Raw genomic sequence first — 14,646 nt, forward strand, 5'->3', positions numbered from 1 at the left:
TAAGTGACTATGGAATTGCTTTTAATCACATCGGAGCACGTGCCATTAAGGATGACCCCTCATTTAACCATGGAAACTACCCTTCGAACCAACACCTCAAAGGATTCGAAATTGCAAGAATGGCGGGGATGATCACTTACCGGAGCCAAACCCTTTTCCAAAAGCGGTTTGATCGGAATCAAAAAGAAGATGCATCCTATGATATTCAGTCATATCTAGACTATCAAGGCGATAAAATTAAAGATCGCTTTGATGCTAACAGTTATTTATATTTACTGGAAGCCATGAATCACCATGATATCGGACGAGGGCGAGGCGGCTGGAAGCAGGCGTCTCAGCATTATGAAGCGCAAGTGTACACACTTAGTTTCGAACATGACCTGCTTTACCCATTTGATTTTATTAAAAGCTTCAGCGACCATGTCCCCGGGAGTGAACACTTTCACTCGGATACTGACTATGGACATGATGGGTTTTTAGTTGAGTTCAATGGCTGGGCTTCTTGGATTGGAAATAAAATCAACTAGTTTCGCTATTTCAACACACGAAATAAAGCAGCCTGGCGATAGGATACGCCAGGCTGCTTTATTTTTGCTTAATTTAATTCACTAACCGTTACAAATGTGTAGCCTTCCTGCTTTAATGACTTCACAATTAATTCTACAGCTTCATCCATAGAGGGTTGAAGGTCATGGAGTAAAATAATAGAACCATCTTCCACTTGAGATAAGACATTTTCTGCTACTTGAGAAGGCTCTAGTTTTTGCCACCCCTTGACTTCTACAGTCCAAGGCACAGTGCTGATCTCTTTTTTGTAGGTAACCGGAGGACGATCTCCAAATGGAAGACGGATAATGTCAGGCTTTTGTCCAGTTACCTGTTTAATAATCTGCTGGGTTGAATCAATTTGCTGCGTCACTTCTTTTTGCGGTAAGCGGGATAAGCGAGGATGATCCCATGTATGATTCCCAATTTCGTGACCCGCTTTAGCTACTTGCTTGGCAACTTCAGGATAGTAGCTAACCCGTTTTCCTATCATAAAGAAAGTAGCACGAGCTTCATACTCATTTAATGTTTCAAGGATGTTGGCTGTCACCTCTGGATGAGGACCATCATCAAATGTGAGAGCAACCTCTTTCCCAACCGAACGTCCATGTTTTGAACGGTAATCTTCTGCAGAGAAAGTTGGGTCTTCTTCTTTAAAGGTTGGCTCTTCCTTTTTGATGTTTCCATTCAATTCTAATGCATTCGCATATTCAGGACGCAACAATTCGTACACAGCTTTCTCCCCAAGAATAATCTTTTGAGGAAAATCAGCTACACCATTTATATAAACAGCAATTCCTTCTCCGGTCAAAGCAATATGAAGATTGTTATTAAAAATCGTTTTTAACGCGCTTTTCATATTTTCCGAATAGTTCCCATCTTCCTTCAGGGCACCAGCAGTAAAATCCACAAGTCTATCAATATAAGGAAGATCTTCCTTAAACAATTCTTTCAATTCAATGCGTTTTCCGTTCTTTTTATCGAAATTTATAGTGGTTTTTTTTATGACCGGTTCCCCAGGTACTACATCCATTGTTTCTTCAAACTGCACTACGAAAAAACGATGATCCTGGTGCAATACTTCATAATCGATGTGCAATTCATGGGAAGATTTAACTTCATTTTCCTGTAAGGCCTTATAGCTCTCTTTTTTAAATGCTGCCTTTTTTTGGTTTACATAGTCTATTATGGTTTGATTAATTTGATTATTCGGCGTGTCTGGGTAATGGACTGTGATATGATATTCTTCAAATTCTACAATTTCCGTTTGTATATTTACGTCATAGATGGGCTCTGCCTGACTGGTTTTGGAATCCTCATTAGCATTCGCAATGAAAGAACAGCCTGCCATTAACAGTAAGCTAAAAAGAGCCATGTATATAATAATAGGTTTCATTAGTCGTACCTCTTTGTTAGTTTTTTGGCACCACCTATTGTAACACAAATGTAATGTTGTATTAATGTATTTGTTATTTTCAGATTAATCCGTCAGCTATAAGCTTGTACGAACATCCCATAATTCAGGGAAGAATCTGTGGTCAAGTACTTTTTTCAAATACCCGACTCCTGAGGAGCCCCCTGTACCAGTTTTATGGCCAATGATTCTCTCCACCGTTTTCATATGGCGGAAACGCCATTGTTGCAGGCGATCCTCAATATCAACCAGCTTCTCAGCTAACTGGTATAAATCCCAATACTGATTTACATCTTTATATACCTTCATCCACGCTTTTTCTACAGTAGGGTCTTTTTCGTATAACTTCGTATAGTCGCGATGGAGAACATCTGAACTAATATCCAGACCCGCTTCTGCTAATTTTTGTATGGCGGCATCATAAATTCCTGGAGATTCGTAAGCTCGAATAAGTTCTTCATGGAGATCAGGCGATTTCTGATAAATTTTCAATACATGAGGGGTTTTATAGCCTAAGGCAAATTCAACCATTCTATATTGATAGGACTGAAACCCGGAAGCCTGTCCAAGCTTATCCCTAAATTCTATATATTCAGCAGGAGTCAGAGTGGAAAGAACATCCCATGCATGGATAATCTGCACTTGAATATTTGAAACCCTGGCAAGCATCTTTAACGCAGAAGCCAATTCACCTTTTTGAATGGCATGGATCGATTCCGTTAGCTCATGCAGAATCAGCTTCATCCATAATTCACTTACCTGATGAATGATGATGAACAGCATTTCGTCATGATGAGATGACAAACGCTTTTGTGCAGACAGCAATTCGTCTAAATGCAGGTATTCTCCATAGGTCATGCGTTCTTTAAAATCCGTATAAACCTTTTCATTCTCTTTAGAGTCCTTATCACTCACAGTCCTTGCTCCTTTCATCTATTCCAGGATTCCACGCTCCGGAATGTTCTTATAAGTCATCGGCAGAAACTCAGTATGGACCATACCTTCATACATTAACAGCGTTCCTAACATGCCGTATTCAACATGAACATGCACCCGGTAAGCTTCTTGATCTTCATCATAATGTTCGTACACAGAGGTTGTCGGTCCCGGCACCTGAAACTTATTTTGATATGAGGTTTGTACGGATTCCATGTACAACCCCCCTTCTGCCGTTACATGAAGATCAAGCTCCGTTTGAAGAAGGGCAGATTTCCCTAAGTCATCTATAATTTTCTGCTTTTCTTCATCAAAGCGCATCGCTGCATCAAATCCCCGGATGGAATAAGGAAAGAAAAAACGCCGTATCCAACTCATGGTTTCTCTGCCTTGATCATCTCGGTAGGCATAGTTTTCAAGAGTGAAAGGAACCTGCTTCCCTCTTTCAGCAAACACCAGATGATCAAAGTTTCCTAAAAGGAAAAATGGTCGGAGTAAAGGATGGGCCCCACGAATTTCTGTCATTCTTCCCTGTCCGAGCATCATTAAATTATCTTCGCTGGTGATGCCGTATTTTTTCTGCATCGCAGGGTGTAATTGATAAAACTGCTCTCCTAAAGCTTTTTGATAAATGGATTTCATTGTTTATGACCTCCTTCAAACATATATGTATACCTTGGTGTGTTGTTAACATACTTTTCATCATTATTGAATACAATTTTATTTAGATAAGCCCTCATGGCTGCGGTCATTTGTCGGGCTATATTAGCATTATAGCACAAGGAAGCGGATACACGATGGATGCAAATAAGACCTGCCAAGGCAGGTCTTTATCACGAATTCAGTGCACTAAAAAAGCTTTTCTATATTAATATCGGCGAGGAACGCTTTTTTACATAACCTCTTCAGCAAAATCACTGACTGAATATCCTTTTCGCTGTTTCATAATCCAGCCTTGCTTTTGAAGCTGATTAAACAATTTCTGAATATATTTCTCTGGCCATTCGGAAAGTAAGCCAAACCATCTTGTTTCATGCAGGTTCAGAGTCCTGAGTTTGTTTGTCGCCTTTCCGGCCAGCACATGCACAAGGATATGAGCGGGATAATCCGTGCCATAGTAATAGATTAAATCCAGAATTTGCTGAGTGTAAGCATAGGTTACCGGTCTTCCTTTAATTGTAATAATGACATCGTCTTCTCCATAACGAACCTCTTCCAATTTTCCTTTAAGCTCTTCCAGTACATGACTGGTCATAGGGTAAACGTTCTCAGGTACCAGCTCCAGCCATTCCGGCAGTTCTTTCAGCATCCGTACATCATCAAGTTCAACTTTTGACAGCCAGCACAGTTCTGAAGAAGATGTGCGTTCAGGAATGTTTGTTCGGCTCAGCTTATCATACATATATAAGAGTGGATAGGCGGAAAGATTCGCTTCCTCCGGTTGATAAAGTTCGATCTGATGCATTAGCTGCATACTTTCTTCAAGTTTTTTACGGACAGCTCCCAATTGCTTTTTTAAGGCTCTTAATTGGAGAAGCTGTTCAAGCAGCGTTTCATTCTGCTTAGCTATCCTGTTGAATTGCTCCTCAATAGTAACCATACGCTTCCGCGCACGTTCTTCATCAAATTCCTCTTCAAAATATACCCGGTCCTCATCTACTTGATAATAAAGACAACAATCACATGTTTCACAATAACAGCAGATGGTACGATTAGCTGAATCGAACTGCAACTGTTTTTCGTGTGGACAGCTGCTGTCTGAATTCTGCAGCCATTTTTCTGGCAGTGATCGGAAAGGACGCATAACAATCCCTACTCGGTGACGCCAATAAGCGATATCTTCAGGGTATTTGATTACAGATAGAAGCGCAGATTGATTCATGACTTCAACAGCATCCATGACTTCTCTCTTTTCATGGATAAGCTTAACGATCGGGTGGTTATGAAAAGCTGTTGTGATTTTTGTGAGCCAGTAATCGCGTGGATATTCGCTAATATCTGCTAAGAATCTATAGTCTTCCAGCACTTCTGCAACATGATCATTCAACTTCTCAGAAGACAATTGGGTGAAATCTGTTATATATATATAGGACTCTTTTAAAGGTAGTCCATGTTCTTCAGACAATGGGCTCCATAAGAAAAGCTCTGGGCGCAATAAATGTGGATATACCGTTTCGTCTTTTTGCAGTGAAACAGGCAGAACCGCTTCACCTGAAATACCCAAATAACGACGAATTGGAGCAGCGTCTATATTCATGTGCTCCATTTGATCGAGAATCGTATCATTCAGTCTTGATAATAACCCCCGTTCAAATTTATGACCGACCGATCGAATAAACTTGTTTTTCTTTCCAATCGGTGCAAGCACAATGAATGGATAACGTTCATCCTGATAAATAATCGTCTCTGGCAGTCCCATAATGATTCCCCTTTTGAATGAAGGATTTACTACTATTATAGAAAAAGTATTACAAAGTACCAACAATTATTAGTAAAATGGGCTCAAACTGTTAATATTTCCACGGGATACCCAATAAATAAGCCTGTCTCTATAACTCCAGGGATGGAACGAAGTCGATTCTCAAGATCATTATCCACGGTCTCCTCTAATGTCATATCCAAAATTAAATTTCCCGATTCAGTAATGACAGGGCCATCTTTACCTTTAGCCATTCTCAATTTAAGTTTTGTTTTCATCATACCTTTAAGCTTCGTTTCTACCAGGTGAAGCGCTCTTGGATCCAACTCAATCGGCAAAGCAAATTTTTCACCCAGTCTAGAAACGAATTTACTTTCATCTACTAAAATGTACGTTTTTGGAGAGCTCGCCATAACTAGTTTTTCTGCAAACATAGCTCCGCCTCTTCCTTTAATTAACCTGTTCTCCTCATCAACCTCATCCGCTCCGTCAAAACCCCAATCTGGACGCCTGTTCATAAGATCAGTCGTCTTAATTCCTAATGTAGCACAGTTTAATGAGGCTTCATGAGAGGTTGGGATTGCTGATATATCAAGTCCTTCCTTCTGCACTCTTGCAGCAATTGCTTTTAGTGCCAGATAAGAAGTGGAACCAGAGCCTACCCCGATCACATCTCCATTCCTTACCATCTCACTCACTTGCCCAGCTGCTTTTTCTTTCTGTTCTTTATTTGAAATTTCTCCAGACCAGCTTTCTTGAACTGCTGATTGATTCTTCCATTTCACAGATATCACCTCTTCCACTTGGTATTCCCGAAAATATGGATGAACAAGCATTAGACTCTGGTCAAAGTGTAACAAATATGTAGCCTTCTAAAGCCTAATTAAGGGGAATAATTACAAATTCATGTAATCTTTTACTTTAAATTTACATACGTTTTTAAAAAAACTCCACTTTTTCAGTACCAGAGGATGATGAAATTGAAACGAGTGTACGTGAAGTTAATTATTTTTTACCTCATTCTTTTACTATTGTTTCTTTTATTATAAATAAACTGCAGGCTATGGTTTTAGAGAACAAATTTAATTAACAAGGTCATGCTTAAAAGCATAGATAACCGCCTGAGTTCTGTCATGAACTTCTAGCTTCCCAAGAATATTGCTCACGTGAACCTTCACTGTTTTAAGCGCTATAAACAGCTGGTCAGAAATTTCCTGATTCGTTTTCCCCTGAGTCATAAGCAATAGAATTTCCATTTCTCGGGCCGTGAGCTGCTCATAGAGGTGATGAGATTGAGGAGTTCTCATCTTATTCATAATTTTCCCCGTCACTTCAGGCTCAAGAATCGACTGTCCTTTATAGGTAGCCCGGATCGCTTTAGCAATTTCCTCAGCCTTTGAGGTTTTCAGCATATAACTGACCGCTCCTGCTTCCAGTGCGGGATAAACTTTTTCATCATCTAAGAAACTGGTAACAATAATGATTTTAGCCTCGGGCCATTGCTCCACAATAAGCCTGGTCGCTTCTATTCCATCCATTTCTTTCATCACAAGATCCATGAGGATAATATCCGGACGATGTTGCAGGGCTAATTCGACTGCCTCGCTTCCATCACTCGCTTCCGCGATAACCTCAATATCTGCCTGTACCGTTAAATAAGCTGATACTCCAATTCTGACCATTTCATGATCATCCGCAAACAAAACCGTTATCATTGCGTCTCCCCTCCGTCTTTACGATAAGGAATTTTAACCTCAAGCCTTGTGCCTTCTTCTTTTAAACTTACGATTTTCAAAGTGCCTCCCACCTCGAAAGCACGTTCCTGCATCGTTTGCAGGCCATAGGAACTTGCTTTATTCTCTTCTACTGCAAAACCCACCCCATCATCTGTGACTCTCAAAATGATATTCCCATCCCGTTCGATCAACATGACGGTTAAAGTACTTGCTTTCGCATGCCTAAGCGTATTTGATACAGATTCCTGAAGAATTCGAAATAACTGATCTTCTATGCCTTTGTCTACTTCAAGTGACTCTACGGTCCACTCAATATCCATAGGAACTTTTTGAGTCAGCTCGTACAGCAGTTCTTCTGCCCCTTGTGATAATGTTTTATTGTTCAATGCTGCCGGTCTTAAATGGAGCAGCAGTGCTCTCATTTCCAGCTGAGATTGATGAATCATTTTTTCTACCATTTGCATCTGTTTTCGCACAGTCTCATCCTCTGGCGGATTTATATCGTTGATAGCGGACATCATCATGGAAGCAGCAAACAATTGCTGACTTACAGAATCATGCAATTCTCTAGCCAAACGATTCCTCTCCTGAACCACAACCTCCTGAAGACTTTTTTCTCTCTCTTCAGCCCGTTCTGTCGATAACCTTTGAGCTAGCTTAGCTTGTTTTGTAAACTTATCTTCGATTTGTGCGATTCTATTTTCAATTTGCTTCATTTCATATATATCTGATTCTTCATTAGTGACAGGATTTCCTCTTATCAGTTCATCCAATTGATGTTCAACAGCATGGAAACGACTTCGCCACGTCCATCCCTGTACAATACCAACCAACAAACCTGAAATGGTGGATATGGTAATGATCAACAAACCATAAGGTAAATCCATGACTCGGCGGTTCCATAGATCAGCCCAGGTGTCCAATGGGAAAGCAACGAAGGTAAACCCTGATAAAACAATCGCGAATAGGAAAAATGTAAGGAAGCTGCTTAGAATTTGACGCTGCCATATCGTCATATGCGCTTCACCTCAAGATCTCCGGATAATATTGACGTAATGATTTTCACCCTCGGTTTTGACGCCGCGTAATCAGAGGTGCGAAAGTATACATACTGGTTCAAAACCTTCTTTTTTTTATGTTGAAAAATAGTTGCACGGCCAATGACCGCGCTGTGCTGGATACTTACTTCCACTTCATAAGGAACATAAATGAAAATATTACCAGCCAGGTGACGTATAGATATCACCGCTTCATCATGAGGCAGTACGGTTTGACTTAAATCTATAATGCGGTCCCCAAACCCTCCATGAATATTTATGTCCTGCCATTTATACGATTGATTTGGAGTGGATTGATCTCCAAAGAATTTCTGCGCTAATAATGGCTCATTGTAAGGAATTTCCTCATCGGTATCTATAATTTCCGGCTTCAGATGATCAGGTTCTTTTTTTGATTTGTAATAGTTATGAATAAACAATAGGAGTACTGCTACGATAAGGAACCTGACCGCAATCATACTCAAAACGGTTAACACTAAGCTTACGGCACCAATCCAAAAGATGATTTTCCTCCAGAAAACGTAATACTTTTTCCAGCCTATATAAATGAGAAGACTGGAAAATAAAACAGAAAACACGAGTCCCCCATTGAAAAAAACCACTTCAATAACAAGGAGAATCACCCCTATGATTAATAAAGTATTGATCGCATCCGTTGATAAACGTTTAAACATAAAGGTCATCCCCCTTTTCTATCCCGAGATTATGAAAAAGACGCAGTGATCTGCGCCTTTTATCATATCACGATTCTTATTTGGCAGTAACTTCCTCTGTATCCTTCATATCTTTTTCAATCTGCGAGATTTTACTATCAAACGTGTTGCGGTAATAAGAACTATTTACTTTATACTCCAGGTCTTCCATATAGCGGTCCATTTCTGAGAATTTAGAGTATGGCTTGTCCGCCGTATCTTCAATAACCTGATTCATCCGATGATGAGCTCTTGCAATATTCTCCCGGCCCATAAGCTCCATTCGTTTCAAATGCATGTCCTTTAATTTATGTTTCATCTGTTCATATTTTCGTTCAAGCGACTCGAGTTGCTCGACGGCCTCCTGGCGTGCGAAATCTAACCGTTCCGCTCGATTTTCATACTCTTTCTGCTCTTTCTTTGCAAATTCATACATCTCTGTTTCCTGGGCTTTCCCAGCAATTTCAGCCTGGCCCCTGCGTTTTTCTGCCATGTCTTGAGCTTTTTGATATTCCCTAGCAAACTCGTCTTTCAGACGATATTGACGTTCTACAAGCTTGCGTACTTTTTCAGTCTCTTTCTCACTTTCGCGCAAATAATGGTTAAGCATCGCAATTGGATTCTTTTGTTCTTTTTGATCGAGTACCTCATGCAAATCCGCCGTTATGGAATCTTTCATGCGAGTAAATAAATTTCCCATCTTATAATCTCTCCTTTTATTTTACTTTTTTAATTCTGCCCATTGTCTTTCAAAATTGGTAAATGGATCATTAGATGCGAAGACCTCTGTATCGCTGTCTCCCTTGTTATTCCAATGTTTGTAAACTAAGTAAAGGACATAGGCGGCTGCTAGTCCAATCACAGCGTACACATTGGAGACGGCTACACTTGTAATAATCAACCCCAGAACGACCCAGCCAATTTTACCTGCGGTTGTCTCACTTTTCATAAACTTCTTAAACACCACATATAGAAGCCAGACACTAACACCAAGCAGAATCATCGGCCCCAAGTTGGCCAGCAGAATTCCAAGAGCGACCAGTGCTGCTAAGAACAACAAAAACTTTTTCATTCGATTTTCCCTCCTTGTTGTTTTGTTATTTCTATCATATCCAGAATTAAGCACTGTCGTAATGAGCCTGAGATATATTCTGTTCTAAGACTAGAGGCTTATAATCATCAAAAAAAGATCAGGCTTCGTAAGCCTGATCTTTAGCATTATGTTGATTGCTGTTCTACTTTTATTGAATAACCCGCAACTCTCTCGAAGTTTTGGTTAATGTTTCGTATCCATCTTTTGTAACGAGTACATCATCTTCAAGCCGAACCCCGCCAAGATCCGGATCATAAATACCGGGTTCGATGGTATAGGTCATTCCTTCCCGTAACACCCCATCATTCAGGTGACTCATAGAAGGGAACTCATGTACATTAATTCCTAATCCATGACCAATCCGATGAGGAAATAACTTTCCATAGCCTGCCTTTGTAATAATATCTCTTGCTGTCTGGTCAAGATCACCAATTCGCGTGCCTGGCTTGCTAATCGAAAGGGAAGCTTCCAATGCTTCTTGTACTTTTTTATATATTTTTTCCTGTTCCTCGGAAACGGATTGATAAGCAAATGTTCTTGTAATATCAGATGTATAGCCTTTCCAAATAACTCCGAGGTCGAAAAGAACAAAATCCCCTGCTTTTAACTTGCGGTCGCCAGGGTTTCCATGAGGTTGTCCAGACTTCTCACCAAACAATACCATAGTTGAAAAAGACATCTCAGCGACCCCTTTTTTCTTCAACTCATATTCAATAGTAGCGAGAACTTCCATTTCGGTAATACCTTCCTGTAAAGACTCAACCCCGACTTTCACTCCATAATCCGCCAATTCAGCGGCTTCACGCATAATAGCGATTTCTTCAGCATCCTTCACCACGCGCATTTCATTTAATTGAGGCTCAACGTCCATAACTTCTAGATCATTAAATAATCCAAAAAAAGACTCACTCCGGCCGTAAGATAACACCTGTTTCTCAATTCCTGCCGTTAGTATAGGGCCAATCCCTTTTTTCTTCATCGACCGATTAATTAAATCCCACGGGTCTTCGTGGTCCGCATATCCAATAACTTCATATGTCCATCCCGCTTCACGTATTTGTCCCTCTTCCATACCCGGGAGCACCGCGATCGGTTCAGCTTCAGGAAATACCACAAGTCCTAGAAGCCTTTCATGAGGATCGGTTTGAAACCCTGTTAAGTAAAAAAAGTTTTCTGTAGAGTTAATAAAAGCAGCATCTATTTGATTATTCCTTAAATAATGTGCAAACTTGTCTAATCTACCTTCCATATATCCCACTCCTCTTTCTATTTCATTTACCATGCCTATGATATACCAAGCTTGTTCATAATCCAAATGTGTCTCATTGTTTGAAGGTTTTGCGACATTAGCCTGATTATTATTTTAATTTGGGAAGGGTTTCGATATAATAGCGAAAGGTTGATAGATTTATCATTGGAGGTCATTATATTGGATCGAACGCGCTTTTTCGTCCGTGTATCAGCAATCTATGCTCTAATTGGAGCTTTCATGGGGTCCCATATGGCTGGTGGCGGTGGCTTGGAGCTAAGTGCCATTCACGCCCACATTCTGGTGGTCGGCTGGTTATCCCTTTTCGCTTTTGCTATATATTATAAAGTCTTTTCTATCCCGAAGGATTCCAAACTCTCGCTTATTCATGTATGGAGTTCTTTTGTCGGTGTGCTGGGTCTTACTCTTGGCATGTTTCTCTATTACACCCAGCCGATTGAAGGTATGCGCACCTTTAACACCGTATTCTTTATTGTTGGAGGTACCATCCTTCTGATTGCTTTTGTTGTCTTTGCTATTATGGCGTTTGTTCATGGAAAAGCAATATCTGAAGATTGAACGCTCTCCCCCTTCACTTGTTATCAAAGATTGCAACAACACATAAGGGGATTCGAGCCAGCTCTCCCATCAGTTAAAGCAGGCACCAGGCCTGCTTTTTTTCTATGGAGAATATCTTACCAGCTGATCATCTCCAGATTCTGGACTTCCTCTACCATCAGTATTATTGGTAATAAAATAAAGTCTATCGTCCACGACTTCAACATCTCTTATCCTGCCGTATTGTTCGGTAAGTGCTTCAGGATCCCCTCCTGAAGGAGACAACTTCATAACCGCTTCCCCCCGTAAAGAGGCAATGATTAGTTCCTCTCTATAAAATACAACTCCGGATGGCGCCCAAGTATTTCTTCCTGTTTCAAAAAGTGGAGTAACCATCCCATCCCTCTCTTCGTCTCCAACAATCTGCGGCCAGCCATAGTTTTGGCCCGGCTGGATCAGGTTAATTTCATCATGATTATCAGGACCATGCTCCGTAGCATAGAGCTCTCCATCTTTATTCCAGGTTAATCCTTGCGGGTTCCGATGGCCATAGCTATAGACATATGAGGAGTCAAAGGGATTACCCTTAGCTGCAGTCCCATCAGTGCTAAGCCTTAAAATTTTCCCTGCCAGACTTTCCGGGTCTTGAGCCAGAGATTCCTTCAGAGAATCGCCTGTAGTCACATAAATCTGATCGTCAGGACCAATTTCTATCCTGCCGCCATTATGAAATTGGGCTCCTGGAATATTTTCCAGGAAGACAGACGTCTCTTTCCACTGATCGGAGTTCCTTTCAATTTCAATGATCCTGTTCATAATTGAGCCTTCCTCTTCATACGTATGGTAAGCCAAAGCACGGTGGTGGTCCTTAAATCCAGGGAGTAATTTGAAGCCAAGCAGGCCGCCTTCCCCCCGCTGTATTATTTCTTTTTTGGTTTGAACAGGATGTCGTACAGGCTTTTCTCCCTCTGTCCATGAAGTGATCGTTCCTTCTCTCTCTGAAATATAAAATGTCTCCTGATCATATTCAATGTCCCACGGAGACTTTAAATCAGCGACTACCGTCTGGAAAGACTTATCTTTAGAAGCAGGAGATCCATCATCTTGCTGTACTTGATTAGATGAGCATGCAGCAAGCCAAAACAAAATAATAACTATTCCTGCATTCTTCATATAAGACCACCACTCTTTTCTATAAGATTACTACTAATGTAGCAGAGCGAATCGATTACACACAAAAAAAGCTGCTCCCAGAACAGGGAGCAGCTTTAAGTTAGGCTGCCTGACGAAGCTGCGTACGATGAAGCACCGTTCTTTCTAAACGATGAGCAAATAGAGCAGCTAGTATGCATATGGCAACATCTTTGATTAAGAAAGGACCCATACTCGTCCACGCAAGTGTATAACTAATCGGATCGCCCGGAGCCCAAAAGTTTAACGCAGCATAAAACCAAGTAACTCCGATGATATAGTTAACGGCTACTCCTATAAATGCTGCAGTTATATACATCGAAATTTTTCTTGACGACTCTACTAATTTACCAGCAATAAAAGCTAAAACAATATAGGAAAGTATAAATCCAAATGACGTTTTAAATAAGACGGCGGGCCCCCCTGAAAATCCAGCAAATATAGGAGCTCCAATCAATCCTAGCACCATATATACAAGCATGGAGAAAAAACCTAGACGGCTGCCGAGAATCAGTCCTGATAAAACAGCAAAAAAAGTTTGAAGAGTTAAAGGCACTCCTAAAATCATTAAAAATGGCACGAATGAAGTAATATTAGCCCCAATTGCCATAAGAGCGACAAATAAAGCTCCTATTGTTATTTCATAAGCTGACCAGCGTGAACGTTTCATCTGAAATCCTCCCGTATCTTATCGTTATCTTAAAGATAATGGAAGAACACACGTAATGTCAACATTATATTTTTTAGGTTAACATTGCGAATTGAAAGTTACTCTACTCTACACTTTCCAATTATACAGTATGGTTAATTCCATTTTCAGAGGACTTATTATCTATAATTATAGGAAGATATCAATACTATTTAACTATTAATTGGTGACTTTTTCCTTTTTGTATAGTAAAGTATAGTCAAAAAGATTGGAGTGATTTTATGTTATCTCCGAAAAGAACGATGGGGCAATACAGTACCCCGCAAGAAACCGTTACCTATATGACTAAGAACCTTTTAAAGTATTTACCTTCCGATGTTCAGGAGTCAAAGATTCTTGATCCCTGTACTGGTGACGGCATATTCATAAAGTCCCTTCTTCAATCTGGGGTTTCTGCTGATCATTTATTCGCTTTTGATATCGATCCCCTTACCCCGCCACCTGATGAAAAGATACATTTTATTCAGACAGACTTTCTAAAAGAATCTAACGCAGAAAAATTTGATGCCATTATTGGTAACCCGCCTTATAAATCCAAAAGACAAAGCTCCTATCTTTTAGAAAACAAAAAGTATTTATCAGAGGAATTTCAAGAAGTAGGCATACATAATTTATATACTTTGTTCATCTATAAAGGAATTCAAAAGTTAAAGGATGGAGGAATTCTGACTATGATTGTTCAAGATTCCTTTCTCTCCAATGTCTATTATAAGAATTTCCGAAAATATGTGCTGGACCACACAGAAATTAAGGAAATTATCCTTGCACCACGCCGCCTATTCCACAAAGGAAAGGCAGATGTAAGAACGTGTATTCTTACTCTAAAAAAGAGACCCTCCTTACTCATTGATAGGAACCATACTCATACTATGAGATTAATCGACAGATTAGCAGATCAGGAATACACGAACCCTCCCAATGAAAGCGTACAATACATGAACCAAATCCACTTTGAAAATAATCCAAATTACAACTATTCGATTAACGTACCGATTGAGATTCTTAGTTTATTTCATACTCCCTATGTACCTTTAGGTGATGTTGT

Annotated in this window: 15 protein-coding genes and 1 pseudogene; 3 read left to right on the forward strand and 13 right to left on the reverse strand. The window is 40.1% G+C overall.

The features are described from left to right. Positions 1 to 527, forward strand: a pseudogene (locus WAM07_RS05700) (homoserine O-acetyltransferase); the annotation flags it as partial. Between the two features lie 68 nt (positions 528 to 595). Here the strand turns inward: WAM07_RS05700 and WAM07_RS05705 are convergent. From WAM07_RS05705 to WAM07_RS05755, 11 genes are all read right to left on the reverse strand, one after another. After that, on the reverse strand, positions 596 to 1,942 hold the full coding sequence (locus WAM07_RS05705; RefSeq protein WP_422165501.1) for a polysaccharide deacetylase family protein: 1,347 nt from the start codon (positions 1,940 to 1,942) through the stop codon (positions 596 to 598). 96 nt (positions 1,943 to 2,038) lie between these two features. Further along, positions 2,039 to 2,893: a tryptophan 2,3-dioxygenase gene (gene kynA, locus WAM07_RS05710; protein WP_422165503.1), complete on the reverse strand. Its 855-nt coding sequence runs from the start codon at positions 2,891 to 2,893 to the stop codon at positions 2,039 to 2,041. Then, positions 2,894 to 3,538: a DUF4166 domain-containing protein gene (locus WAM07_RS05715; RefSeq protein WP_422165504.1), complete on the reverse strand. Its 645-nt coding sequence runs from the start codon at positions 3,536 to 3,538 to the stop codon at positions 2,894 to 2,896. 250 nt (positions 3,539 to 3,788) lie between these two features. Then, entirely contained in the window at positions 3,789 to 5,315 is a 1,527-nt protein-coding gene (locus tag WAM07_RS05720) for an RQC-minor-2 family DNA-binding protein (protein ID WP_422165506.1), read from the reverse strand. Positions 5,316 to 5,398: 83 nt separating this feature from the next. Next, complete coding sequence (gene rpiA, locus WAM07_RS05725) at positions 5,399 to 6,100, reverse strand: ribose 5-phosphate isomerase A (RefSeq protein ID WP_422165508.1); 702 nt, start codon at positions 6,098 to 6,100, stop codon at positions 5,399 to 5,401. Positions 6,101 to 6,397: 297 nt separating this feature from the next. Next, positions 6,398 to 7,030, reverse strand: coding sequence for a response regulator (locus WAM07_RS05730; RefSeq protein WP_422165510.1), 633 nt, complete (start codon positions 7,028 to 7,030; stop codon positions 6,398 to 6,400). Then, entirely contained in the window at positions 7,027 to 8,067 is a 1,041-nt protein-coding gene (locus WAM07_RS05735; RefSeq protein ID WP_422165512.1) for a sensor histidine kinase, read from the reverse strand. The genes WAM07_RS05730 and WAM07_RS05735 overlap by 4 nt, the downstream gene beginning before the upstream one ends. After that, positions 8,064 to 8,783: a cell wall-active antibiotics response protein LiaF gene (liaF, locus tag WAM07_RS05740; RefSeq protein WP_422165514.1), complete on the reverse strand. Its 720-nt coding sequence runs from the start codon at positions 8,781 to 8,783 to the stop codon at positions 8,064 to 8,066. The genes WAM07_RS05735 and liaF overlap by 4 nt, the downstream gene beginning before the upstream one ends. Positions 8,784 to 8,859: 76 nt before the next feature. Further along, positions 8,860 to 9,501, reverse strand: coding sequence for a PspA/IM30 family protein (locus WAM07_RS05745; RefSeq protein WP_422165516.1), 642 nt, complete (start codon positions 9,499 to 9,501; stop codon positions 8,860 to 8,862). A gap of 21 nt (positions 9,502 to 9,522) precedes the next feature. Then, on the reverse strand, positions 9,523 to 9,873 hold the full coding sequence (locus tag WAM07_RS05750; RefSeq protein ID WP_422165518.1) for a flagellar basal body rod protein: 351 nt from the start codon (positions 9,871 to 9,873) through the stop codon (positions 9,523 to 9,525). A gap of 169 nt (positions 9,874 to 10,042) precedes the next feature. Further along, entirely contained in the window at positions 10,043 to 11,143 is a 1,101-nt protein-coding gene (locus WAM07_RS05755; RefSeq protein ID WP_422165520.1) for a M24 family metallopeptidase, read from the reverse strand. A 180-nt stretch (positions 11,144 to 11,323) separates the two neighbouring features. Between WAM07_RS05755 and WAM07_RS05760 the strand changes: the two genes are divergently transcribed. After that, positions 11,324 to 11,722, forward strand: coding sequence for a hypothetical protein (locus WAM07_RS05760; protein WP_422165521.1), 399 nt, complete (start codon positions 11,324 to 11,326; stop codon positions 11,720 to 11,722). A 102-nt stretch (positions 11,723 to 11,824) separates the two neighbouring features. Here WAM07_RS05760 and WAM07_RS05765 read toward each other — a convergent pair whose 3' ends face one another. Together WAM07_RS05765 and WAM07_RS05770 are read right to left on the reverse strand one after the other, a co-directional pair. Continuing rightward, positions 11,825 to 12,874: a PQQ-dependent sugar dehydrogenase gene (locus tag WAM07_RS05765; protein WP_422165523.1), complete on the reverse strand. Its 1,050-nt coding sequence runs from the start codon at positions 12,872 to 12,874 to the stop codon at positions 11,825 to 11,827. Positions 12,875 to 12,974: 100 nt separating this feature from the next. Next, complete coding sequence (locus tag WAM07_RS05770) at positions 12,975 to 13,562, reverse strand: biotin transporter BioY (protein WP_014645039.1); 588 nt, start codon at positions 13,560 to 13,562, stop codon at positions 12,975 to 12,977. Between the two features lie 260 nt (positions 13,563 to 13,822). On the opposite strand from WAM07_RS05770, the gene WAM07_RS05775 reads away from it, so the two are divergent. Continuing rightward, positions 13,823 to 14,646 (forward strand): HsdM family class I SAM-dependent methyltransferase (locus tag WAM07_RS05775; RefSeq protein WP_422165525.1); only part of this gene is annotated, 824 nt, incomplete at its 3' end.

Origin of the sequence: Halobacillus sp., from assembly GCF_049282395.1 — a bacterium.
In the GTDB taxonomy this organism is placed as follows: domain Bacteria; phylum Bacillota; class Bacilli; order Bacillales; family Halobacillaceae; genus Halobacillus.